At 46.9% G+C, this 23523-nt stretch carries 20 protein-coding genes and 2 pseudogenes; 12 read left to right on the forward strand and 10 right to left on the reverse strand.

From position 1 onward, the window contains the following. The first annotated feature begins 109 nt into the window (after positions 1 to 109). From MJO57_RS29085 to MJO57_RS29100, 4 genes are all read left to right on the forward strand, one after another. The gene (locus tag MJO57_RS29085) at positions 110 to 2131 is read left to right on the forward strand and encodes an SPOR domain-containing protein (RefSeq protein ID WP_252020771.1); all 2022 of its coding nucleotides are present in this window, start codon (positions 110 to 112) and stop codon (positions 2129 to 2131) included. A gap of 156 nt (positions 2132 to 2287) precedes the next feature. Further along, on the forward strand, positions 2288 to 4321 hold the full coding sequence (locus tag MJO57_RS29090; protein WP_252020773.1) for an AsmA family protein: 2034 nt from the start codon (positions 2288 to 2290) through the stop codon (positions 4319 to 4321). Positions 4322 to 4344: 23 nt separating this feature from the next. Continuing rightward, positions 4345 to 5514, forward strand: a complete 1170-nt coding sequence (gene mutY, locus MJO57_RS29095) for an A/G-specific adenine glycosylase (protein ID WP_371924709.1) — start codon at positions 4345 to 4347, stop codon at positions 5512 to 5514. A 116-nt stretch (positions 5515 to 5630) separates the two neighbouring features. After that, positions 5631 to 6968, forward strand: a complete 1338-nt coding sequence (locus MJO57_RS29100; RefSeq protein WP_252017304.1) for a transposase — start codon at positions 5631 to 5633, stop codon at positions 6966 to 6968. A gap of 288 nt (positions 6969 to 7256) precedes the next feature. Here MJO57_RS29100 and MJO57_RS29105 read toward each other — a convergent pair whose 3' ends face one another. Further along, positions 7257 to 8771, reverse strand: a complete 1515-nt coding sequence (locus MJO57_RS29105; protein WP_252017330.1) for an IS66 family transposase — start codon at positions 8769 to 8771, stop codon at positions 7257 to 7259. On the opposite strand from MJO57_RS29105, the gene MJO57_RS32955 reads away from it, so the two are divergent. Then, a complete protein-coding gene (locus MJO57_RS32955; protein WP_256492740.1) occupies positions 8770 to 8895 on the forward strand; it encodes a hypothetical protein in 126 nt (41 codons plus the stop codon). The two genes, MJO57_RS29105 and MJO57_RS32955, sit on opposite strands and share 2 nt — an antisense overlap. Before the next feature lie 1491 nt (positions 8896 to 10386). Here the strand turns inward: MJO57_RS32955 and MJO57_RS29110 are convergent. Next, positions 10387 to 11205 (reverse strand): IS4 family transposase, encoded by an 819-nt coding sequence (locus MJO57_RS29110; protein WP_252020775.1) that lies wholly within the window; start codon positions 11203 to 11205, stop codon positions 10387 to 10389. A 126-nt stretch (positions 11206 to 11331) separates the two neighbouring features. After that, complete coding sequence (locus MJO57_RS29115) at positions 11332 to 11982, reverse strand: IS4 family transposase (protein WP_252020777.1); 651 nt, start codon at positions 11980 to 11982, stop codon at positions 11332 to 11334. 44 nt (positions 11983 to 12026) lie between these two features. On the opposite strand from MJO57_RS29115, the gene MJO57_RS29120 reads away from it, so the two are divergent. The 4 genes from MJO57_RS29120 to MJO57_RS29135 all read left to right on the forward strand — a co-directional run bounded on the left by MJO57_RS29120 (position 12027) and on the right by MJO57_RS29135 (position 17005). Continuing rightward, complete coding sequence (locus MJO57_RS29120; protein WP_252020779.1) at positions 12027 to 12563, forward strand: hypothetical protein; 537 nt, start codon at positions 12027 to 12029, stop codon at positions 12561 to 12563. Positions 12564 to 12699: 136 nt separating this feature from the next. Further along, entirely contained in the window at positions 12700 to 13335 is a 636-nt protein-coding gene (locus MJO57_RS29125) for a hypothetical protein (protein WP_252020781.1), read from the forward strand. Next, positions 13296 to 14060 carry a transposase gene (locus MJO57_RS29130; RefSeq protein WP_252020783.1) on the forward strand — a complete coding sequence of 255 codons (765 nt, stop codon included), beginning with the start codon at positions 13296 to 13298 and terminating at the stop codon, positions 14058 to 14060. The genes MJO57_RS29125 and MJO57_RS29130 overlap by 40 nt, the downstream gene beginning before the upstream one ends. Positions 14061 to 14428: 368 nt before the next feature. Beyond that, positions 14429 to 17005 (forward strand): hypothetical protein, encoded by a 2577-nt coding sequence (locus MJO57_RS29135; RefSeq protein ID WP_252020785.1) that lies wholly within the window; start codon positions 14429 to 14431, stop codon positions 17003 to 17005. On the opposite strand, the gene MJO57_RS29140 is transcribed toward MJO57_RS29135, so the two are convergent. From MJO57_RS29140 to MJO57_RS29155, 4 genes are all read right to left on the reverse strand, one after another. Continuing rightward, positions 17006 to 17422, reverse strand: a complete 417-nt coding sequence (locus tag MJO57_RS29140) for a transposase (protein WP_252017803.1) — start codon at positions 17420 to 17422, stop codon at positions 17006 to 17008. It lies immediately after the preceding gene. 126 nt (positions 17423 to 17548) lie between these two features. Beyond that, positions 17549 to 18031, reverse strand: a complete 483-nt coding sequence (locus MJO57_RS29145; protein WP_252026893.1) for an IS1595 family transposase — start codon at positions 18029 to 18031, stop codon at positions 17549 to 17551. Further along, complete coding sequence (locus MJO57_RS29150) at positions 18000 to 18488, reverse strand: transposase (protein WP_252018121.1); 489 nt, start codon at positions 18486 to 18488, stop codon at positions 18000 to 18002. Before MJO57_RS29150 ends, MJO57_RS29145 begins: the two co-directional genes overlap by 32 nt. Before the next feature lie 22 nt (positions 18489 to 18510). After that, a complete protein-coding gene (locus tag MJO57_RS29155; RefSeq protein ID WP_371924927.1) occupies positions 18511 to 19287 on the reverse strand; it encodes an ISL3 family transposase in 777 nt (258 codons plus the stop codon). A gap of 37 nt (positions 19288 to 19324) precedes the next feature. Here MJO57_RS29155 and MJO57_RS29160 point away from each other — a divergent pair, with 37 nt between their 5' ends. From MJO57_RS29160 to MJO57_RS29170, 3 genes and pseudogenes are all read left to right on the forward strand, one after another. Next, entirely contained in the window at positions 19325 to 19813 is a 489-nt protein-coding gene (locus MJO57_RS29160; RefSeq protein WP_252018524.1) for a transposase, read from the forward strand. Next, positions 19782 to 20264, forward strand: a complete 483-nt coding sequence (locus tag MJO57_RS29165) for an IS1595 family transposase (protein ID WP_252026893.1) — start codon at positions 19782 to 19784, stop codon at positions 20262 to 20264. The genes MJO57_RS29160 and MJO57_RS29165 overlap by 32 nt, the downstream gene beginning before the upstream one ends. Positions 20265 to 20354: 90 nt before the next feature. Further along, positions 20355 to 20720 (forward strand): annotated as a pseudogene (locus MJO57_RS29170) (transposase); the annotation flags it as partial. A gap of 56 nt (positions 20721 to 20776) precedes the next feature. Here MJO57_RS29170 and MJO57_RS29175 read toward each other — a convergent pair. From MJO57_RS29175 to MJO57_RS29185, 3 genes and pseudogenes are all read right to left on the reverse strand, one after another. After that, the gene (locus MJO57_RS29175; RefSeq protein ID WP_252020789.1) at positions 20777 to 21277 is read right to left on the reverse strand and encodes a hypothetical protein; all 501 of its coding nucleotides are present in this window, start codon (positions 21275 to 21277) and stop codon (positions 20777 to 20779) included. A gap of 51 nt (positions 21278 to 21328) precedes the next feature. Next, a complete protein-coding gene (locus tag MJO57_RS29180) occupies positions 21329 to 22435 on the reverse strand; it encodes an IS66 family transposase (protein WP_252020791.1) in 1107 nt (368 codons plus the stop codon). A 13-nt stretch (positions 22436 to 22448) separates the two neighbouring features. After that, positions 22449 to 23487: pseudogene (locus MJO57_RS29185) on the reverse strand (IS1595 family transposase). Positions 23488 to 23523 lie beyond the last annotated feature (36 nt).

The following is a 23523-nucleotide window of genomic DNA, read 5'->3' on the forward strand; positions in this document are numbered from 1 at the left end:
ATAACATAATAGCTCTCTTTATAAGAACCGAAATACTCACAATAAATATTTAATAAAAAAATATTTTTTAATCAGGGTTGATTTTGTTTACAAGTCAGGTAATGTTGAATTGAATAAAGAAGGATCTGATACCATGTCCGGTCAATTGTTGTTTAAGGAAAAACAACTCAGGCTTTGTGTCGTGGCCGTTCTGACGTCAATTGCTGCTCCTGTAGCAGAAAGTCTTGTATTGCCGCCAAAACCTCTGGCTTCGAATATTTCCTGGAACTGTCAGTCAGGCATTAATAATGACTGGCTATGCAACGGCATACGCGGGCAGCTTTATAAATCCGTATCTGCACCACAACATGCCGGAAACTCCAAGCAAAATAAGCCTGATGAAAAACAGCTTTATGCTGAGTCCTATCATTCATTATCCATTGAAGCACGCAATACAGAGTCTTTAGTAACCATTCTGGATGCTCCGAGAGATCATTACGTGCTTCAATGGATGGCAGCAAAAGAGCGTGAACAGCTGGAATTGCTTAAACAGCGCCACCCGGTATTAAACGACGCAACCATTGCTGAATACAAAAGATCAGGCAAAGTCTGGTATGTGCTTCTTGATGGCCCATACCCAAGCCATATTGCGGCAATGGCCGCATTGGATTCACCTCCCAGATCCCATATGGCCAAGGAACTTTATCCCTGGACAAGATCGCTGGCCAGTATCCATAAGCTGGATATTACCAGACCGAAATATCCGGTTGAAAGGCTGGTTGAAAACAACCAGCCAGATTATCCTCCAGAGCTGTCCATGCGCGACAGCAATAATAATCCTATTAACTATGACATTTCCTATAGTACGGAACAAAACAATCAACTTTCACAATATCAACAGCAACCCTATTTTGCTCAGCAACCGTATTCTCAGCAACCGCAAGTGGAAATGTCGTTAAATCGTGGTAATAACAGCTATGCAACTGCTCAGGCAGCATATAACCAAAGCCAATCTGCTGATATGAATACCGTGCCTTATGGCAGCGAATTCGACGGCAAAGCATACTCTGGCTTGTCCAGCGATCAAAAATATCGGATTCTGCCAGAGCAGGCCAACCCACAAGAAATGTACGTCAGCATCACTCCGGCCTATAGCACTAAAATTTCTCAGCAACATAGCCCGGGGAGTGTTGACTATAACATTGCGAATAAGCCTGCTTCACCTGTTCCTGAATACAGAGAACAGCGGGGTTATGAAAAGCCGGAACCAATCCTGCCTTCAATCAATGTTCTGGCAGCCAATCCAGAGAGCTACACCATTGAATGGATGAATGCCAGTAGAAAAGCATCGCTTGAAAGAGCAAAACTTCGTTACAGCGAATTAAAAAATACTCAAATCATCCATTACCAGAGCAACAACAGGAACCGCTATGCCCTGGTGAGTATGCTTTTTGTGAATCGCTCAGCGGCTCTGGACGCTTTGCTCACTCCCTCGCTATCAAGAGTGTCGGCACGCTTCTCGCCAAAAGTCAGACAGATTGCTTATTTGCAATCCCTGGTCAAAACCACCCCACAAGCCACTCATGCATGGGCCAAACCCGGGATAGAACCCTCTATCAATAAACGTCAGTGGATCGGTCAGGATTCCTCCGTTGAAAAGACCTATTTCGTCCACCGTGAAGAATTTAACCAACTGCCAGCAGAAGCAAGCTTAAGGCGCTCAACCGAAGTCGATACACCGGCAACACATCAACAACCGGTTGTTCATAAGACGTCCAACAGAGCTCAGCCTCTCAGGGTTAACCCGAGCTATCAGCCGGACAACAACTATGAGCAGCCTGACAATCACCAGTATGTAAATGCACTGCTGAACAGCCCTGAAGACAGTTATACAATCCAGTGGTTCGCAGCCAGTAACCCGGAAACCATTGAAAAACTGAAACAGCGTTTCCCTGAACTCGCTTCAGCAGTTACTGTGCATGTTCAGCGCAACCAGAAGGACTGGTATGTTCTGGTTCAGGGACAATACAGCAACAGTCAGGAAGCCATAAGGGCTCTGAAGTCCCCGGCAATGAAAAACGTTGCCCTGATCCTTCATCCATGGACCCGTCCGGTGAAATCACTGAAAAAACTGCAAATCGCCAGCCTCTGACTCTGTTCCCATTGCAACTTCCCATTGCAACTTCCCATTGCAACTTCCCATTGCAACTTCCCATTGCAACAATAAACCTGTTTTACCCTTGATGGCGTTAACTATCAGGGTAAGATAGGTTCCTGTTATTATCACTCTTCCACACTTCAGAGGCTGATGCTTCCCATGAACCGCATTCTCAAGTTCATTGCCGTTCTGCTGGCGGCGGTGGTTTTACTGGGTATTATCGCTGCAACACTCCTGCCACGTGTTATCGATCCCAACCAGTATCGCGATGAAATCACCCGGCTTGTCTATGATCATTCGGGACTGAAAGTCCGCATTAACGGGCCCATTGGCTGGTCAATATTCCCATGGGTTGGCCTTTCTCTTGAGGATATCTATGTCAAAGGGGCAAACAGCTCCCAACTGGCTCAACTGGGCTCCGCTGATGTCAGCGTAAAGTTAATTCCGTTGTTAAGTAAACGGATTGAAATGCAGACCCTTGAGCTGAAAGGGCTTGAATTAACGCTGGTGAAGAATACCAAAGGCAAGGGAAACTGGCAGGTCAGTGCGCCAAAGCCTTCTGAACAACAGACACCCAAAGGGCAAGCGCCATCCCCGGCCTCCACTCCCGAGGCTGAATCTGGCTCGTCTTCACTCAAACTGGACATTGCCAGCGTCAATGTCAGTGGACTGATGATCAGTTACGATGACCAGGTTTCCGGGCAGAAGTACGTTATTGATCAGGCCAGTTTAACCACTGGAGCCATCCGCAATCAGCAGCCTTTTGATTTTCAATTGAAAGCTCACATCACCATTCCCGATCTCGTCCTGAAAGCACTGATCAGTGGCAAGATGACGTTTAATCTGGAAGCGGGTCGTTATGACATTCAAAACCTGAAAATCAGTGCTACTCCTGATGTAGAAAAAGGGGAGAGCCTGAGTATCATCGGCAATGTTCAATATCAGCAGACGCCCATGCTGGTTAAAGGCAACCTGGGCGTGGCAGAGTTCAACCTTGCCAATCTGCTGAGCCAGATCAAGATCCAGCTTCCTCCCATGGCTGACCCAACCGCGTTGAACAAACTATCTTTTGACGGTCATTTCAGTACCAATGGTGAAAGCCTGACCACCGATAAGCTGCAGCTCCAGCTGGATAGCTTTACCCTGGATGGCAATTTCAGGATGAGCAGTATTGACCAGGGCGATATGCAATTCAGCTTTACCGGTAACGACCTTAATCTGGATAATTATCTCCCTCCTGCTACTGATAAACCAGCAGCTTCTGACGAAGAGCAACCCGCTCAATCACACCCGACACCAGGCAAAGAACACCCTCTGATTCCCGAAACAATGCTTCGCGACCTGAATCTTGACGGCTCAATGAAGCTGGCCTCTCTCACCGTTGCCAAATTCGTTTTTGAACAGCCATCGGTGGATATAAAATCAGCCCGGGGTAATCTGGAAGCAAAAATCGGTTCCCGCTTTTATCAGGGCACTATTAATATGACTTCCAGCCTGGATGTACGCCAGGCCGGTAACCCGGAAATGGCAGCATCCGCTGAACTGGAAAATATTAGTCTTGCAGCGCTATCAACCCCCATTCCTGATCTTGCATCACTGCAAGGCGAGGTAAATGCCAGTATGACGGTGGATACCCATGGTCAATACGCCAGTGTTCTCACCAGAAACCTGAATGGCAATATGGAGTTCAATATCGATAAGGGCGTATTCACCAAGGCCAATTTCGACAAAATGCTGTGCGAAGGTATAGCCTTCATCCGCAAGAAAGAGTTAAGGACAACTGATTGGGGCTCTTCCACCGACTTTACTGACCTCAGCGGTTCCTTCGTCATCAAAAACGGCGTTGCTACCAACGACAATCTGATCGCAGCACTCGCCTATATGAACCTGAAAGGTTATGGATACGTAAACCTTGTTGATCGCCAGATGGACTATCATATTGGCCTCAACATCCGTGGAGAAGAAACGCCCGGCAGCGATCCGGCCTGTCAGATCAACAAGGAGTATGTCAATGTCACCTGGCCTGTCCGTTGCTATGGCGATCTTGATGACCTGAAATGTGGCATTGATGTCAAACGACTGACTGAAACCATGGCAGAGCTTGCAGAAAATCGCCTTAAGCAGAAGATAGAAGACAAGGTGCAGGGACCTGTAAAAGATCTGCTCAAGGGCTTCTTTAACTAGTCTTTCTGCTCACGGCTATTATTTTGCTCGGCTATTTATTCTGCTCACGGCAGTGCTTTACCGCGATCGGCCAGCAGGCTGATCGCAAACCCGATTTTTGTAATTTAATGACTCAAAAAGCCCCCTATACAGACACTACGTTCAGCCAAAGGCTTCTGGACTGGTTCGATACCCATGGACGTAAACACCTGCCATGGCAACAAAATAAAACGCCTTATCGCGTCTGGATCAGCGAGATCATGCTGCAGCAGACTCAGGTAACAACTGTCATTCCTTACTACCAGAAGTTTATGGAGCGATTTCCGGACGTCTCTGAACTTGCTGCAGCGAGTGAAGACGAAGTACTCCATTTCTGGAGTGGCCTTGGTTATTACAGTCGCGCAAGAAACCTGCATAAAGCTGCAAAAAAAGTGATGAGTGAGTTCTCAGGAGCATTTCCCCACTCTGTTGAACAGCTTATGGAACTTCCGGGTATTGGTCGATCCACAGCCGGAGCCATTGCCTCCATAAGCATGGGGATCAGGGCTCCGATCATGGATGGCAATGTAAAAAGGGTGCTTACCCGCTACTTTGCTATTCCCGGCTGGCCCGGACAGGCACGGGTCGCCAGTAAGCTATGGGAGATTGCTGAAAAGCTGACACCTGAGCATCGAGCAGGTGATTACACCCAGGTAATGATGGATCTGGGGGCAACGGTTTGCAAAAGAAGCAAACCCGCCTGTCAGATTTGTCCTCTGGAAGTTGGCTGTCTAGCTGGCAAAACAGGCCAGCAGAGCCTGTATCCGGAATCAAAGCCAAAACAGAAAAAACCGGAAAAGTCGGTAGTTATGCTTATGGCAGTAAATCAGTACGGTGAGGTTCTACTGGAAAGACGTCCACCGTCTGGCATTTGGGGAGGACTCTGGAGCTTTCCTGAAATTTCAGATCCTGACCAGATTATTGAGCAGGCTCTGGAGAAAACAGGCCTGTTACTAAAAAAATTCGACACATGGCCGTCTTTTCGGCATACCTTCAGCCACTACCATCTGGACATTACTCCAGCACTGGGTTTTGTTGAGTACCCGGGACAAACGACCAATATGGTAATAAAAGATCACGACAACTATTACTGGTTTGCCCTGAATCAATCACCTGAGTTGGGGTTGGCGGCACCGGTAAAGAAACTTTTACAAAAAGTTGAGAGTACATTATGAGCCTCTCAGCTATTCAGTTTTATAAAAAATAAGGCAAAAAATATTATTTTCTCGACTTTAGAGTTTTAAGAGCACAATAGTTCCGGCGCATAATCTGCTAAAAGCAACCATCCCCAATGACGAAATTCGAGATGGTTGCCATGCTCACTTCAGATCATCAAGTAATCCTCAGGGAGCTCGCTTCATATACAACCTTTCTTGCTGGAGCGCTATCATCAACTGCAGTACCAACGTTCTGCGAACTGCTGTTCGGTTGCATGCTTTCAGCCGACGGCTTTGTTACACAGGCGTTGTTAACAATTGATTTTCATTGTGTGTGGAGCAGCTACCACCACTGGCTATCTCAGGGCAAGTGGCAATGGAAGAACTTGGCACGCCACTTGATCCGTCTGGTCTGCTCCAAAGCTCCTGAGAATCAACCTGTGGTCCTGGGGCTTGATGACTGGGTAATCGAACGGTTTTCCGACAAAGCCCCTGCTTGTCGTACACATCATCAACACAGCAAGAAACGCAATCGGCCGACGTACATCTGGGGGCAGTGTTGGGTTTCCCTGGCCATCATATTTGAGCGGGCTGCAGATGAAGTATTTACCGCCATACCGGTGATCTCATTTCCGACACCAGCTTCAGGTAACACCAGCAAACTGAAAATTGCCGTGGCCATGCTCAGGGTGGTACGCAATGAAGTGAAGGATCGAGTGCTACGCCTGCTAACCGATTGCTGGTATATGAACTGGACACTGATAAAGCCAGCTCTGGAAATGAACATAGAAGTTGTTGGTCAGATACCTTCAAATCGGGCCCTCTATGCTTTGCCGCCAGCACCCACCGTAAAGAAGCGAGGGCGCCCAAAAAAGTACGGCATCAAGATGACGACAGAACAGGTTAAGAAACTGCCGGAAGAAAAAGCAACAGTATGGATGTACGGCAAATTTCGCAAAATACGTTATCGTACCCTGATCTGTCGCGCCAGATTCCTTAAAGGTCGTGAAGTACGCGTCGTCTGGAGTCGCTTTGAAAATGACAAAGGTCTGACCGAAAGCAGAATATTCATCTCGACCAATCCGGAACTTGAGGGACTGGAGGTGCTTCGTGCCTATTCCCGGAGATGGCCGGTAGAGCCAATGTTTCACCAACTCAAACATGCTTTTGGCTGTTGCCATTTATGGCAGCAGAAATTGCGAACACTGCTTCGATGGATGCATTTGAAAATGGCAGGCTATGCATTATTGCAGTTATTAACCGTTTGTAAAAATCAGGCATGTCTGAATATTTCTCGGATACCCTGGAGAAGCCCGGATACAACCACTGCAGGCATGATGAAAATTGCTCTTTCAGGAATTATTCCGAGGTTCTCTATTCGCAAGGGCTGGAACAGATATAAGCAAAAATATGAGTTCAATTTTCGCGATCTGATCGACCAGTTAATACCGGATAATTCAGAAGCAGCATAACTAAAGGCTTTTAGGCAAAAAACGGAAGTAATAACGAACTTGGAAAAACAGTTCACTGATTTCGGCTTGCTTCACTATAAAAAGCTGACCGAATTATCGTTTTATACAGACTCTAAAGTCGAGATTATTTTAAAACTAGAATGATAATTTGTATGAAAAATCCTTTTCCATACCATCTTTATTTCAAATAACCATTGGCCTGATTGCCATACACCGTCCAATCTTATCCGGGCAAATAACCTCAGAGTTCACAATAGCTCTGAGGTTATTTTTATACATTAATGGTAACTATTCAGCACTGAGCAAAGGCATATTACAGTAATTCCGAACAGCTCTATGAAGTGATTGATATATGTCCATTCCCTGTTTTCTGGCAGACGACAAATAGCTGCGAATCCGTGCAAACATAGAACCACCGTCTGCACTCCTGAAGCAGCCTGAGATTTTCTGCTTTAACTTGGCCATTCGAACATCCCGCTCACTGCCATTGTTATCGAAGGGAATGGTAAAATCTGACATGAAGCGCAGTGTCTCAGCCTTGAACTCAGTGAGTCGTTTGAAGAGATTGTAAGCTTTAGTATTCTTGACTTTCTTGCGCTTAAGCTCCTCTCGTTGCTTCTCCATATAGACGACTTCTTTCATTAGAGCCCGCTGAAGCAACCGGTCATAAATCTTCTCGATTCGTTCACAGACAACACTTGGCATCTGTAGCATACCTATGGTCTTAAAGCCCTTGCAGTAATGCCAGGAAAGCCTCAGTAGCTTCATCAATCGCAACGCCAGTTGATTGCTGTCCCTATCAACAACACCCAAAAGCTCCCTCAGGTGATGGGCATTGCAAAGTACGTGAGTTGCCGCATATGCAAAATAGGATTTCCAATGATCATGAACCAGAACGCCTGCAAATGTTAGCAGTATGCCCATCGTGTCCATGGCCTCACGACCTCGCTTTTCAGACAAGTAGTAGAGCGTCCATTGTTCATCCCGCATAACGTGTAGCCAGTGCAAAGAGCCCTCGGCCCGCATACCCGTTTCATCGGCTCCGGCAACAGACGATTCCCGCAAGGCGTCACGAATAACCTCTTCAGTAGAAGCCAGATTTTCATAGGTTCTGGCCACAAAATTGGCGACAGTGCCTGCACTTACACTCATTTTATAGAGAGTATTAAAATACTCTGACACGCGCTTAAAAGGCAGGAAATGGTATTGGTTAAGATAGACGGCCATAGCCTGTGTGGCTGAGCCATATTGTGCGGCAGCGGTAACACCTTCCGGGAATTCAGCCTGATTCCGACAACCACAAGTGCAGATTTTTACTTCAGCTCTATGGGCCGTTACTTCAAATTCACCCGGTCTCCCTGGTTCAAACACCTGTCGTTCAATATATTTGACCGGCTCACTATCAAGAAGAGACGCCTGACATTTATTGCATTCTTTAACCGGAAGGTACTCAATATAGTCAGGGATATCGACCTGTTTAAGACAAGTGCCCTGATGCCCTTTCTTTCCACCGGCTTTATTACCAGAAGACTGTCTCAGACTTTTAGGATTGGGTTTTTCATCCGATGGATCGGTACCTTTATCTGCGGAAAGGTCGTCAGAATGATCTGGAGAATTACTGTTTTTACAAGGTTTTTGATAACCATCAGACGATGGCGGCTTGCTGCTGTTTTGACTGTTCTTGCCAACCTTTTCTTCCAATTCTCGACATCGCTCTTCCAGACAGGCAACTCTCATCCGCAGCTCTGCATTCTCTTTCAAGAGAATCTCAGCCGACATAGTTGCGGGTAGTTCTGGAATCATGCTGGCGAATATTGTGGAAAAATGGTGCTTAAGAGGATGGTATAAAAATCAGAAAATTCCAGATTTATGTGGGGGTGCTGAACAGTTACCATTAATGTATGGAAATTTCAGCCCGAAAGTTTAACCCACTGATAGCATATCCCATTGGTTGAGGAACCTGAATAATGATTGGTTTCGACTTTGAGACATTCCATAAAAAAATACTGGTAATTGCAATTTCTTCAGTAATTCAAAGTGGTTATGCTGGAATTAACACTGAAAACCCTGAAACGGCGGCATCCATAGCAGATGAAAATAATCACCTTCTTAATGAGGGTTCCATTCACTTAAATGGTCTATCTCAAGGGTTAGACAATCATGCCACAGACATACGAACGGAGTCGAATACCTCAGCGATCAATATAGATCCCGGCACTATCTATATCTCGACAAAAGGGATGACGGGAATGGAGGCTGAAGGTGGAACCATCCTGAACAACGGCAATATTGAAGTCAATGTGCAAGGTACCGGTATCAGGGCAACAGCCAGCTCTGACGGTACCGACAGTCAAACGACGGTTACCAATCACGGTACCATCTATCTAAATCACCCTGAAAGTACAGGAATGGTCAGCAATGGACTGAACATTGAGTGGTTCGGAACCAAAGACTGGAATGAATACAGTAATGACTACAAAGCAGGCGCTATAAATGATACCCATGGCGCCATTAAAGGTCAGGGAACAGGGCTACTGTCATACGACAGCGGTCTAATCAAAAACCACGGCAGTATAGAGATATCGGGTTCGCACTCAACCGGAGCCATGGCACAATCCAATGACCCGGACAATCCGGGTGTCTATGCCGGACTTATCGCTAACACTGGCACAATAACCGCTATTGATGGTGCCACTGGCATTCACCTGCATAAAGGTGGACTTAAGAATTCAGGAACCGTCATCAGTGATCATGCCGCTATCCGGGGAACAGGTCCTTTTAATATCGCCATCCTCACTCCCGGTAGCCACATAAACGGAAAACATGCCGCCGTTCTTCTTGAAGGATCGGGTAATGACATCAATCTGATTGAACTTCGTGGCGGAACAGTACAGGGAAACCTGATCGGTAACAGCCCGATGGATATCCTGCACATCAATCCGGCAAAAGGCATGACTGAAGACATTAACCAAAAGATCATAGTCAATGGTGAAGTCAGGGATTTTGAGTTCATTTATATTGCCGGTGACCAGTGGGCAGTATCCCGGCCAGTTATCAATCCACAATCACTGATTGCCGGCGGCACGGTAAATTTTACCTTGAGTGATATCGGTGAGGATCAGGAGCAAACTCTGCAGCTCAGTTTTACCGATCAGTTTCCATCAGCAAACGGTTTTGATATCAGGGTCAATGAATCGGGAATAGCCAACATTGATTTATCCGCTACCGATAACCGTCCTGCTGCCAGAATATCGCTGGAGGGTGGTAGCATGAGCCGGATGACAGGCCATCTGAACGGCAGTGATGAGTTATTTCTGGACAGCGGAACCATCAACATCATTGAAGATGTCCATCGAATCAGGGCTCAAACCGATGGCGACTGGCAGGTAAAAGCCCCGGTCCGTGGGCTGACTCTTGATCACATCTCTCCAGCGCTGAACTGCCGGGCTATCTGCCAGGTTTTTACCCGATCCTGCAATTTCGCCCAGCCTTCCCATACCACTAACCAGCCGGGCTGCCCTGTATGCTTTGAATCACCCCAACCACCAAGCCGAGCAATCGTTTGAAGCAGCCAAGTGACTGTTGGCGGCTTATCGGGCAACGCTTTTTTTTCATAGGTTAGCCAGAGAACCTGCCATTCATCATCACTGACCACCTCATTCGCGAGTGTTTTTTCACTCCAAAGCTTTCTGTCTTTGTGCTGCCTGTCATTCGGTAACATTAATGCTTCACGGATTTGCATTAGTCTGACAGCGACAAACATTAATATGACCGCAAGTCGTTCAATGTTATCCGGAGATTGCAGACGAAGCCTTTCTACTCCTGCTCCCGATTTCCAAGCCTTATGGAACTCTTCTATTCGCCATCGGAGCTCGTAAAATCGAATGATAGAGCGACAGTCTTCGAATGTTTCAATATCTTCAGTTGTCAATAGTACCCAGTGCAAACGGTCTTCGGAGTCATTGCCAATCTCTTCAGCCGACACAATATTCATAGTTACCGGTTCCGGCCTGCCGCCTGGCCTTTGCGGCGCCTGTATTGTCATCTTCTTTCTTTTGACCTGCAGCGTTGCCTTTCGCTTCTTTCTACCTCCTTTTTGAGGAACCACTATCGTATATTTCCCCAACACTTCAGTCTGAGCTAAGGAATCAAATAATAAGAGTTCGCCATCCACCAGGATTCTGTTTTGTGTAGCTCTTACAACAAACCGCTGTCGGTTATCCAGTTTGTAGTGCATATATTCGTATAGGCTCTATTTGATTTCCGAACTGCTCTGCAGTGAAAATTGGATGTGGACCACGCAATGTAAGGCTTGAGGGCAAATTGCCGAGCAAAGCTCTGAGAGCCTTTAATGATAAGTGCTTCAGCCAGGTTCAATCTGGGAACAGTCTGTAATCCAATAAGAGCCTTCGTATATATCCGCCTCCCGGTCGCAAACACTGATGATGTCAGGCATTTTACCCCCCATCCTTTGTTCTGTGTTTTCAGAGGCTCTTTGCCACTTAAAGCTTTCCTTTCCCTCGTAAGGTAGCTGACGACGTTGGTTCTTTTTCCCCCGCTGAACGTCCTCTCTAACCCATCGTTCTTGATCAATAAGCCCAATGCTTCGCTCTGTATCCGCATCAACCAAGAAGACAGAGTGGACGTGGAATCCTCTGGTTTTAGAGCCTTCAGGACCTCCAAGATCACCAAGCTCGGATCTGACAGCATGTTTATAACCCAGGGTTGTTGTATCTTCGAGAGCCAGAAGTAGGCGAGACTGTCTCGCTATTTTGGCAGTTGCCTGAAAGCCTGCCTCAGCTATTGCTTCAGGCTTTACGGCCTCATTCTCAATCAGCCGGTAAGCTCCAGTTACCAGTGCGGTATAACCTTCGCATGAAGATGACAAAGAATTACCGGTATGAGCTGAAAGCTCGGCAGCAACTTTGACAAGTCGTTTTGTACGTCGAGTATCACCCAAATCAGCACATCCAAAAGTTAGTTCTGACCATGGTTTAGGAGAAAGTGGAAGCATGACCTGTTTTATCAGTGAGAAATGATAGAACAAGGTAGCTATTTGTGATCAAGAGACAGGTCCGTGGGGTAAAACACCTGGTCACTGAATACACTGGTGATAGAGACACTCCTGCTTTTGAACAAACATCAATTATCCTCAGGGACTCGGCATTCTCCTCACAAGACAACTCCCCGACAGAAAAAGTCAATACCCTGGTGGTTGCTACGCCTTCAGAGTTTCACCTCAGCACGGGGCAACCGGTTCCGGAGTTCGATGGGTCAGAGGGTAAAGCAGAAGTCACCATTGCCAATGGGGCACGTTTTGGCCAACTGATCGCACCACAGAAACTTATGGTAACGGCCTCCGCTGACCAGCCTTTTCATGCTTACGGACCCGTTCGTGATGCCAGGCATCTTGAGGTTTCACCATCGGCACATGTGCAGGGGATTACACTGGGAGCCCCGCCAACAGCTACCGATGGAAACCTGGGATTTCTTTTTAGTGATACTGAATCCGGCGCCCCTATCAGAATCACCAATTACGGCAATATTGATGAGATTGATGCTACCAATGACCACCAGCGCCCTGACCTTAACTAGTTCTCGTCCAAAAACACAACCAATTGAAAACTGTAGATTTTATCCTGAAAAATTAAGTGGAGCCCTACTGCTATCTGGCGACTAAACTTCCCAAGAGCAAGAAACATAAGGGATTGCCAAAAACAGAGGACTCCAAATGCGCAAAAAACGCAACCCGCAGTGTAGTATGGAACTCCATTACGTACCTCATGAAATCTGCTCCCAGCTTTCCGGTATCTCGCAATGGCTTGACGCCCATCCACAGTTCAATGACTGGATTTATGAGGACTTAAGTTCTGGTGATAAACAGAACACTGGGCGGAACGGACTATCAGCAGAATCCGTTCTTCGTGCGGCACTCCTGAAACAGTATTTGAATTGTGATTATGACTACTTGTCGTTTGTTTTGATGGACTCCATGCTCTTTCGAGACTTTTGTCGCCTCGAACCAAACCAGCGCCCCAGTCGCTCCAGTTTGCATGGGCTCATCAGCCTTCTTACTGCATCTACATGGGAACGGATTAATAACTGTCAGCTAATGACCGCTAAAGATCAGGGTATTGAAAAAGGGCGCACTGTGGCTATTGACAGCACAGTCACCGAATCGGATATCAAACCTCCTTGCGACAGTGATCTTTTAGCCAGTTCCGTTAAAGAAATTTGTCGGCTGCTGGAACGGGGACAAACACTGACAGCGACACCGCTTTATGAATATACCCATCACAACCGAGCCGTAAAAGATGCGGCCAGAAAATGCATCTACGCTGGCAAAGAAGAGCGGCATCAGCATTAAAAAAACTGCTGCAGTTGACCCGAAAATCCCGGAAGGTACTTATCGAAGCTACTGTCACGCTAGCAAACGCCCGTCAGCAGGGGCAGTGTCTCCTGGCTGATGATGCCGACAAGTGGCAGGCCGATGTGGATCACCTGTTACCCCTGGTGGATGCAATAGTCTCCCAGACAGAGCGCAGGGTCTTTAAGGGTGAAAAGGTGCCAGCCCAGGAAAAAGTGGTTAGCCTGTATGAACCCCATACGGATATCATCGTAAAAGACAGGCGGCAAGTACAGTATGGCCATAAACTGAACCTGGTTCAGGGAAAAAGTCGATTGATCCTGGACCTGGTTATTGAGGAAGGTAACCCAGCGGATTCGGACCAATTCATTCCGATGATGGAAAGACAAAAAGAAATTTATGGTCGTGTACCTCGCCAGACAAGCGGTGACGGCGGATACGCGTGTCGCGCTAATTTGGAAAAAGCCAAGGCCATGGGAATCAGCGATGTAGCTTTTAATAAGAAGCGCGGACTTGAAGTCGAAGAGATGACTAAAAGTCAGTATGTGTATAAAACGCTCTTTCGCTTCCGGGCAGGTATTGAAGCGGGAATTTCGTGGCTAAAGAGATGTTTTGGGCTATCACGTTGCCACTGCAAGGGTTCTGAGCGTTTTGATTCTCATTGCTGGTTATCGGTGGTCTGTTACAACCTGGTGATTCTGGCCAGACACCCGGCACCATCCTGATAGCCACCTCCACGCTACATGAAAGTACCTTTCCAGCATGGTGGGAGGATGTTTTCTGCCTGCTTTTCGCGTTTTTCTCCAATATCCGTCCCAGATTAGAGAAAAAAAGGGAAGAGTTTTTGCGGCTCTCTGGAATTTCAGGAAATATCAAAACGAACGTACAATCTAATTATGATTGCCTGATGCGTTTTTGGACGAGAACTAACTATGTCCACCACAGTGACACGCCGGTAAATCTCAGGGGAAGCAAAGCCAGAAATGACGAATAGACCATCAAAGCAGGTTCACCAGAAACCGTACAGACAGTCTCAAGCTCAGCGCTGCGCAATGGATTTTCCTGCCTGAATCTTCATGGTGTGGCAGCTCCGGTGGAGCTTCCTGCCGATATTGAGTCTTTGAAACTAACCAGCACTCTGCCCATTGGGCATATTTATGCTGTCAGTGTTGATCACCCGGAGACAGAGGGCACAGACAAAGCCGGGGAGATACCGAACCCGACTTTTATGCCGTATTCAGTCAGGAAGCCTGAAAGTGCAACATTAACAACTGACCTGATTACTCCGGGGCTACATTTCAACATTAAAGAACGTCCCGACATGCGCTTTGAGATTGTTAATGGTGAAATCGGTGTGCTGACAGGTAACCCTGAAAAAGCTGACCAGCTGGTGATTCACGGAGGTCACATTAAGGGTGATATTGACAACCTCCATTCTGTTACCGTTGCCGGTGATGACTGGGGCTCTCATGGAATGCTGAATAACACCGGAGAAGTGCTTATTGATGAGCATGGTACTCTGAAGTCTCTGAAGGTTTATGGGCCACAGGAGCCTTATCATACGACAGAGGATGATCTGACCCTTCAGGTAAAAACCGCTTCCGGACAGAGAATGCCAATCGAGGTAACAGAAGGTGGAAACCTTGGTCTGCTGGAAATACATGATCAGGCCAGCCTTGGCGATCTATCGTTGCACGGTGGTGTGGTGCTCATTATGCCCAGTGAAACCAACACTCTGGAGCTGGGCAGAATTAGTAATGCTGATGGTGTCTACGCTCCGGAAACCGGGTTTGACAATGTACTGGTTGGTAGCGACCCGCAGCTCTGCCCTGTGGGTAACAACCTGGTTATCAACACGTCGGAAAGTCGGCCAACCAGGGTATTCAGCAAAAAAATTGATAATCTGCAACTAACGGAAGGCGCCAGGCTTACAGGTGAAACACCGGCAGTAGAGCGACTGTTTGTACCTACCTCTGACTTTGTATCTGAAGGCTGGATCAGTGCTGTTGATTTAGTTGCTGATGCGCCTGTTACAGAAGTCAATGTTTCTGGCCACTCCCAAAGCATACCCATATCAAATGTCCAGGATACCCCTGCCAGGCTGAACATACAGACATCACCAGATCGTCCTTTGACTATTAAAAGCAACCAGCCTGCTCATCAGGTACAACGGGTCAACATTAATGATGGAGCCAATATTGGTAATATTGATTCTGTAAAACACATCTGGATTCACGGTGCAGGCTGGAGCAACCAGGGGCTGGTTAACAACCCGGAAACACTGACTATTGCACCCGGCGGCGCTGCGGACCTCATTGCTGCTGATGGAACGCTGCCCAGTGAACAGAGCGCCGCTGAAAGACAGTCGCTTCATCTTGATTTTTCACATGATCCGCAGGATGACAAAAATAAGACATTTGTCGTCACCAACCTTGGAGAGAGGGGCTCTGATGAATTTCCTGATCAACGGGGCAACCTGAAATTACTGGATTTCTCGGCAAATACCCAGCGCCCCTCGCTGTACTTTGTTCAATATGGTGGAAATACCGATCAGGTAAAAGGCCGACAGGACAAACAGGACACTCTGGCCCTGGTGAATGGTCGCCTAAAAGATGCTTCGGGATTCGCTACTATCGATATTTTGGGTTCTGACTGGAGCAGCATTCAGGCGACTAATCCTGAAAACATCAACATCCATGAAGCTGCCAGTGCCGCCAAGATCCTTGTGTCTGACGTGGCACCAGAAGGCAAAGGCGAGCTGGCTACCCACTTTACTGATGACCATGAAAGAGTGTACGTCAACTCCAGAGGAACACTGGGTGAGGTCAACCTGTTACCCGGACAAGGTCGTCCATCATTTACCATCGAGCAGACCAGTGGCGCGATTGGTTCAATAACAGGAGCCAGAGGTAAAGATGATCATTTCATTGCCACCAATACCACAGTGACAGGCCAGTTATCCGATATTGATACCGTTACCTTTAACGGCACCAACAGCTATGAAGACAACCTGCTTCAGTCCAACGGGCTGATTGGGGTTAATGGTCATCTTCATTTTTCAGCAGACCGTATGGCAATCGTTCCGGGCTCGTCAGACAGTAGTCATACAGAGTCGTCTGAATCATCACCGGTATTCCATATTCGTCAGGGAGCAGCCGTTACCATACCATCTGAACTTATGATTCACGGCAACTATCAGCAGGATGGTCGCCTGATGCTGACAGAACAGGACCCGGACTCGGCAAGACTCCAACCATTAGCTGACGGAACAACACAGCAAGCACCCGTGGTCAGTGCCAATAATATCAACATTGGCACTGCCGCCGACTTTATCTTTGACAGTACAATCATTCAGGATCCGGCAATTGGCAAACACTATCTGTTGATGGAAGCAGGGGATGCCAATATCAACCGGCCCGTTAATGTGGCTGCAGACAATGAGCTGTATGTTCACTATGACGCGATTATTGATCCGGATAACGCAAAGAGAATGCTACTGACAAGCACCAATCAGGCTGAATACCGGGCCAGCAGGGTTCCCGGTCGATATCGATCCATGATGCTGGCTGCCACAAAGCCTTCCGATAAAGAAGAAGCTACACACCCCAAAGCCAATAGTAACAGCGCACAATTAACCCGATATGTAGTAAAAAACATAAATGTCGGGTAACTATTCAGCACTGAGCAAAGGCATATTACAGTAATTCCGAACAGCTCTATGAAGTGATTGATATATGTCCATTCCCTGTTTTCTGGCAGACGACAAATAGCTGCGAATCCGTGCAAACATAGAACCACCGTCTGCACTCCTGAAGCAGCCTGAGATTTTCTGCTTTAACTTGGCCATTCGAACATCCCGCTCACTGCCATTGTTATCGAAGGGAATGGTAAAATCTGACATGAAGCGCAGTGTCTCAGCCTTGAACTCAGTGAGTCGTTTGAAGAGATTGTAAGCTTTAGTATTCTTGACTTTCTTGCGCTTAAGCTCCTCTCGTTGCTTCTCCATATAGACGACTTCTTTCATTAGAGCCCGCTGAAGCAACCGGTCATAAATCTTCTCGATTCGTTCACAGACAACACTTGGCATCTGTAGCATACCTATGGTCTTAAAGCCCTTGCAGTAATGCCAGGAAAGCCGGGGCTTTTACAGGTTGGCTGATCATTTCAGAGCCTCCTGTCTAATTTTCAAAGGCTCTTTTCCAATTCCAGACTGCTATGTAACCAGCAAGTTGACTAAGGGCTGAAGAAGACTTTTGCCTCTTCGGCCAATATTATGCAAAAACTCAAAAAAGCCAAGGTAAAGGGGTAAAGCCTCTTGGGATATTCCCCTGTGAGGCCTTAGCCACGAGCGTAGAAGTGACCAAAACCCCTCCATAGTATTAACATGCACCTCGTAAATACCGTCTTTGTCATCATCACGAGCATACTCACCTTTGCCGTGACAGACCGTTTTATGTCTGAAGCCCCAGCTTTCAAGGTCATCATAGATGTTGTATTCATCGGTATAAATCTGGCTCTGTGGGGCTACGTGTTTCTTGATAAATGGTTCGATTGTCGCCTTCTTAACGTTCGACAGCATGTTGATAATGACCTGACCTCCCCTTTGAATCATTCCCAATACCGGCGGTTTGTCTTTTTCAAGAGTCCCACGGCCCGGAGCGCCTTTAAGCCTTCTTTTTCTCGGTGGACGATCCAGATTTTTTTAATGCTTCAGGGTGTCCCTTGTGACCAGCTACAATGTAGACCTCGTCGAATTCAACTTCGCCATCAAGAATCACTTCAGGCTTTCGGTCAACAACACCATTTCGTAAGACTGTGGTCATATGGTGTGCATCACTGACACACAGATCAAGTTCCTGAGCTATCTGGCTGTTGGAGACGTTCAGCCCCATTAAATAGAGACAGGCAATCCAGACTTTGAGTGGTCGGTGGTGTCCTGCGAAAACCGTATTTGTCAGGTCATCGAAGTAGCGCTTACAGGACTTACAGTAATAGTGCTGGCACTCTACCTGCACATTGTCGTGTCCATTCTTTTTGACATTCTCAGAATCACAGTGCGGACAGAGAACAGTGCCATCTGGCCAGCGGTTCTCACGGATCATCTCAAAGCAGGTGTCATTACTGATGAGATCTGAGATTCGGCCTATATTCATGGTCAATGCTGGCGATGGCTAATTATATCCACCAAGGATAGTTCAGCAGTTCGGAATTCGAAAAGAGCCTTTTCAAATATAGGTAATCAAGGTCATTGTAACCGCATGCTTTATAGATGATCCGTTTGATAACCCCATTGAAGGCTTCGATTTTCGCGCTGGTTATACGATGCTGGCAGTATGACAGTAACCCTTCTCTAGCTCTGTCTAACCCCTTGGCGAACTTCTTTAACTCGGATATCCCTGTTTCTTTGGCAAGTGCTATCCAGTTGTCCAGGCACTTTCTGGCACAGGCTTTATATTTGTACGTCCATAGCTGTTTTAGCATATCTTTCAGGATATATGCCTGATTGAGATCCTCATTCATGGCTAACAACTCCTTCAGATTACTTTGCCCTTTTGGTGTTAAATTCTCAGGATTTCTGAACAGGTTAAAGCGTTGCCCTTTGATAAACGGCTTGTCCTCTTCTTCTGCCTGTCGCCACTCCCTGCGCCTGATTTGGTCAATCACATCGTTGTAATTGGCAATAATATGAAACTTGTCGTATACAATATCGGCGTTTGGCAGATGCTCTCTCACTGAAGCCTGATAGCTTCCACCACGGTCAATACCAACGCATTCAATGCTTGCTTTTTGTTCTTCTGTCAGACTGGAAAGGAACCGATCCAGAACTTCTTTCTTTTTTCCTTCACCAAGGAACAGCGTTTCACCGGTATCAGCATTCAGAGCAACGGTTAAAAAATGATGCCCCTTACCAATGGATTTTGGCTCTTTTCGAATTCCGAACTGCTGAACTATCCTTGGTGGATATAATTAGCCATCGCCAGCATTGACCATGAATATAGGCCGAATCTCAGATATCATCAGTAATGACACCTGCTTTGAGATGATCCGTGAGAACCGCTGGCCAGATGGCACTGTTCTCTGTCCGCACTGTGATTCTGAGAATGTCAAAAAGAATGGACACGACAATGTGCAGGTAGAGTGCCAGCACTATTACTGTAAGTCCTGTAAGCGCTACTTCGATGACCTGACAAATACGGTTTTCGCAGGACACCACCGACCACTCAAAGTCTGGATTGCCTGTCTCTATTTAATGGGGCTGAACGTCTCCAACAGCCAGATAGCTCAGGAACTTGATCTGTGTGTCAGTGATGCACACCATATGACCACAGTCTTACGAAATGGTGTTGTTGACCGAAAGCCTGAAGTGATTCTTGATGGCGAAGTTGAATTCGACGAGGTCTACATTGTAGCTGGTCACAAGGGACACCCTGAAGCATTAAAAAAATCTGGATCGTCCACCGAGAAAAAGAAGGCTTAAAGGCGCTCCGGGCCGTGGGACTCTTGAAAAAGACAAACCGCCGGTATTGGGAATGATTCAAAGGGGAGGTCAGGTCATTATCAACATGCTGTCGAACGTTAAGAAGGCGACAATCGAACCATTTATCAAGAAACACGTAGCCCCACAGAGCCAGATTTATACCGATGAATACAACATCTATGATGACCTTGAAAGCTGGGGCTTCAGACATAAAACGGTCTGTCACGGCAAAGGTGAGTATGCTCGTGATGATGACAAAGACGGTATTTACGAGGTGCATGTTAATACTATGGAGGGGTTTTGGTCACTTCTACGCTCGTGGCTAAGGCCTCACAGGGGAATATCCCAAGAGGCTTTACCCCTTTACCTTGGCTTTTTTGAGTTTTTGCATAATATTGGCCGAAGAGGCAAAAGTCTTCTTCAGCCCTTAGTCAACTTGCTGGTTACATAGCAGTCTGGAATTGGAAAAGAGCCTTCAGGAAATATCAAAACGAACGTACAATCTAATTATGATTGCCTGATGCGTTTTTGGACGAGAACTATCTACTTTGCTGATGAGAGCAGCGCACGTTCTGACTACCACAGCGGCACAACCTGGGGAAAGAAAGGCCGAACACCTGTCGTAGAAGCAACAGGGGCGCGGTTCGGTATCAATCTGATTTCTGCTGTCAGTGGCGAAGGCACCATGCGCTACATGACCATCAATGGTCGCTTCAATGCTGATCAGTTTATTCGTTTCCTGAAACAGCTGGTGCGCACTCATGACCGGCCGGTATTGGTTGTGGCTGACGGGCACTCTGCCCATAAGGCGAAAGGCTCTATTTTGATTACGAACTGCTCTACAGTGAAAACTGACTGTAGGTCACGAAAAACAAGGATTGAGCAACATTACCGGACAATATGCTGACAACCTTTGTAGATAAAGGGCTTCAGCAATGTTCAACCCAGTAGCAGTCTGAAATCCTACAAGAGCCTGGATTTTTCATCGATAAGAAGAGCGCGAATACCATCCCGCTTGGGTGCAGGCAGCATCTTCATGAGCATCTCTTTATCCCAGCGACGAGCGGTGCCGCCAGAGATAGCAATGAATTCAGGAACCTTGTCACATGGCATATAGCGGCATAGATGGCTGACATGCCTTTTAAGTCGCTCTGTTGCTTGAGCTTTAGGTGCAAGCCCCGGAGGCGTGACTGTTTCTATATTACCGCAACGAGAGCAACGCCCTTGAAATGCAGTGAAGAGAAGATTTACCTGAAGAGTCCCCAGTGGCAGATCCTGAACGCTTCGATCGTTTGTCTTCATCTGCCCCATAGGTGTTTCGCACTTACTACATCTGACGTGTTGTATACGGCCATCCCGACGGAGATGGACAAAGGCATGTTTGATATTCCAGTCAATATCAATTCGCTCGATTACCCAGCCAGGAAATGCGAACATAGGACGAAGTGATGGGGTTGCAGACATGTCTGATCCTTCAGAAGTTTTGATCCTTACAAATCAATCTTCCTCTGAAGGCTATTTCTGTTGCAACCCCTCACTTTTCATCCGCCAACCTGTAAAAGCCCCGGAAAGCCTCAGTAGCTTCATCAATCGCAACGCCAGTTGATTGCTGTCCCTATCAACAACACCCAAAAGCTCCCTCAGGTGATGGGCATTGCAAAGTACGTGAGTTGCCGCATATGCAAAATAGGATTTCCAATGATCATGAACCAGAACGCCTGCAAATGTTAGCAGTATGCCCATCGTGTCCATGGCCTCACGACCTCGCTTTTCAGACAAGTAGTAGAGCGTCCATTGTTCATCCCGCATAACGTGTAGCCAGTGCAAAGAGCCCTCGGCCCGCATACCCGTTTCATCGGCTCCGGCAACAGACGATTCCCGCAAGGCGTCACGAATAACCTCTTCAGTAGAAGCCAGATTTTCATAGGTTCTGGCCACAAAATTGGCGACAGTGCCTGCACTTACACTCATTTTATAGAGAGTATTAAAATACTCTGACACGCGCTTAAAAGGCAGGAAATGGTATTGGTTAAGATAGACGGCCATAGCCTGTGTGGCTGAGCCATATTGTGCGGCAGCGGTAACACCTTCCGGGAATTCAGCCTGATTCCGACAACCACAAGTGCAGATTTTTACTTCAGCTCTATGGGCCGTTACTTCAAATTCACCCGGTCTCCCTGGTTCAAACACCTGTCGTTCAATATATTTGACCGGCTCACTATCAAGAAGAGACGCCTGACATTTATTGCATTCTTTAACCGGAAGGTACTCAATATAGTCAGGGATATCGACCTGTTTAAGACAAGTGCCCTGATGCCCTTTCTTTCCACCGGCTTTATTACCAGAAGACTGTCTCAGACTTTTAGGATTGGGTTTTTCATCCGATGGATCGGTACCTTTATCTGCGGAAAGGTCGTCAGAATGATCTGGAGAATTACTGTTTTTACAAGGTTTTTGATAACCATCAGACGATGGCGGCTTGCTGCTGTTTTGACTGTTCTTGCCAACCTTTTCTTCCAATTCTCGACATCGCTCTTCCAGACAGGCAACTCTCATCCGCAGCTCTGCATTCTCTTTCAAGAGAATCTCAGCCGACATAGTTGCGGGTAGTTCTGGAATCATGGCTAAGTTACCGTTAATGGTTGGAAGCACCGAAGCACCAATGTTCAGTAATTCTGCTGATCAACCGGCCAACAGTTAATTTTTTTGCTGCCGTCAGTTCTCGCCTCCAGGCCAGATAATGGGGAAGGTAACGAGTTGCAACCCCTTGGAATACGCCGCCAATCCAGCGTTTTAAATGACTGTGATAAGAATTTACAGTCTGGATGTGGTAGATGCCTTCAACAACATGTTGACCTGCTGATGTCACCAGCTCCTTGAAGACAAATCCAAGCTTTGTCAGCAAGTTTTTCGTGAGCGAGGTGTGCATCCGCACAGACCGTGGCCTGTATCGATATGCGGCCATTTAAATGCCTGCACAATTCATTAGCACTTTCGTTTTCTAATACACCGTCAACGGTATTTCGATTACGGTCCCGAGCCACCATTACCGGGACTTTTCGGGCTTTGTTGGGATCATTACCCCGCTTTCGGGTTGGCCGTGGAAGGCCTTCTCTTTGCCCTTTGAAGGATTCACGGAAAAATGTTTCATCAAGCTCAGTAATGCCACAAAGCTCTTCTGCTTGATCATTATTAATCACTTCAAGAAAGCGGTGACGCCAGCGGAACGCAGTTTTCAAGTCAATGGCATTCTCAGCAGCAGCTGGTCGCAAGACCATAGAGTGAGTCATACCTGCGAGGTACTTGTTCCATTTTTCAGGGTGCCTGAGCCTTGCCAAAGGCGTTCCACTAAAGGCGTTAAACGTTGAGTCGCAAGTCTTGCAGTGGTAGCGCTGTCGGCCATTTCGTATGCCCCAGCGACCAACGCTATGGCTTTTGCATTTGGGGCACCTGGGGTTTTCGGCAAATTGGGCAAGTATGCTCTTTTCTACGTCAGGTGTTGCATTATCGTTATTGGGTATAGATTCACTGTAAACAGGTTCAGAGTCAGTGGTTTCTACTACCTCGGTAACCTCTATTTGAGTACTAAGGAGCGAGTTGTTAAGAATGTCTCGCTGTTCACTGGTTAATGTTGAAATGGAATCAATAAAATTCTGGAAGAGTTCAGATTGCATATCACTCCCCTACAACGTAGATTTTATGGGAGTTTA

This window comes from Endozoicomonas sp. SCSIO W0465, assembly GCF_023716865.1.
Lineage (GTDB): Bacteria > Pseudomonadota > Gammaproteobacteria > Pseudomonadales > Endozoicomonadaceae > Endozoicomonas.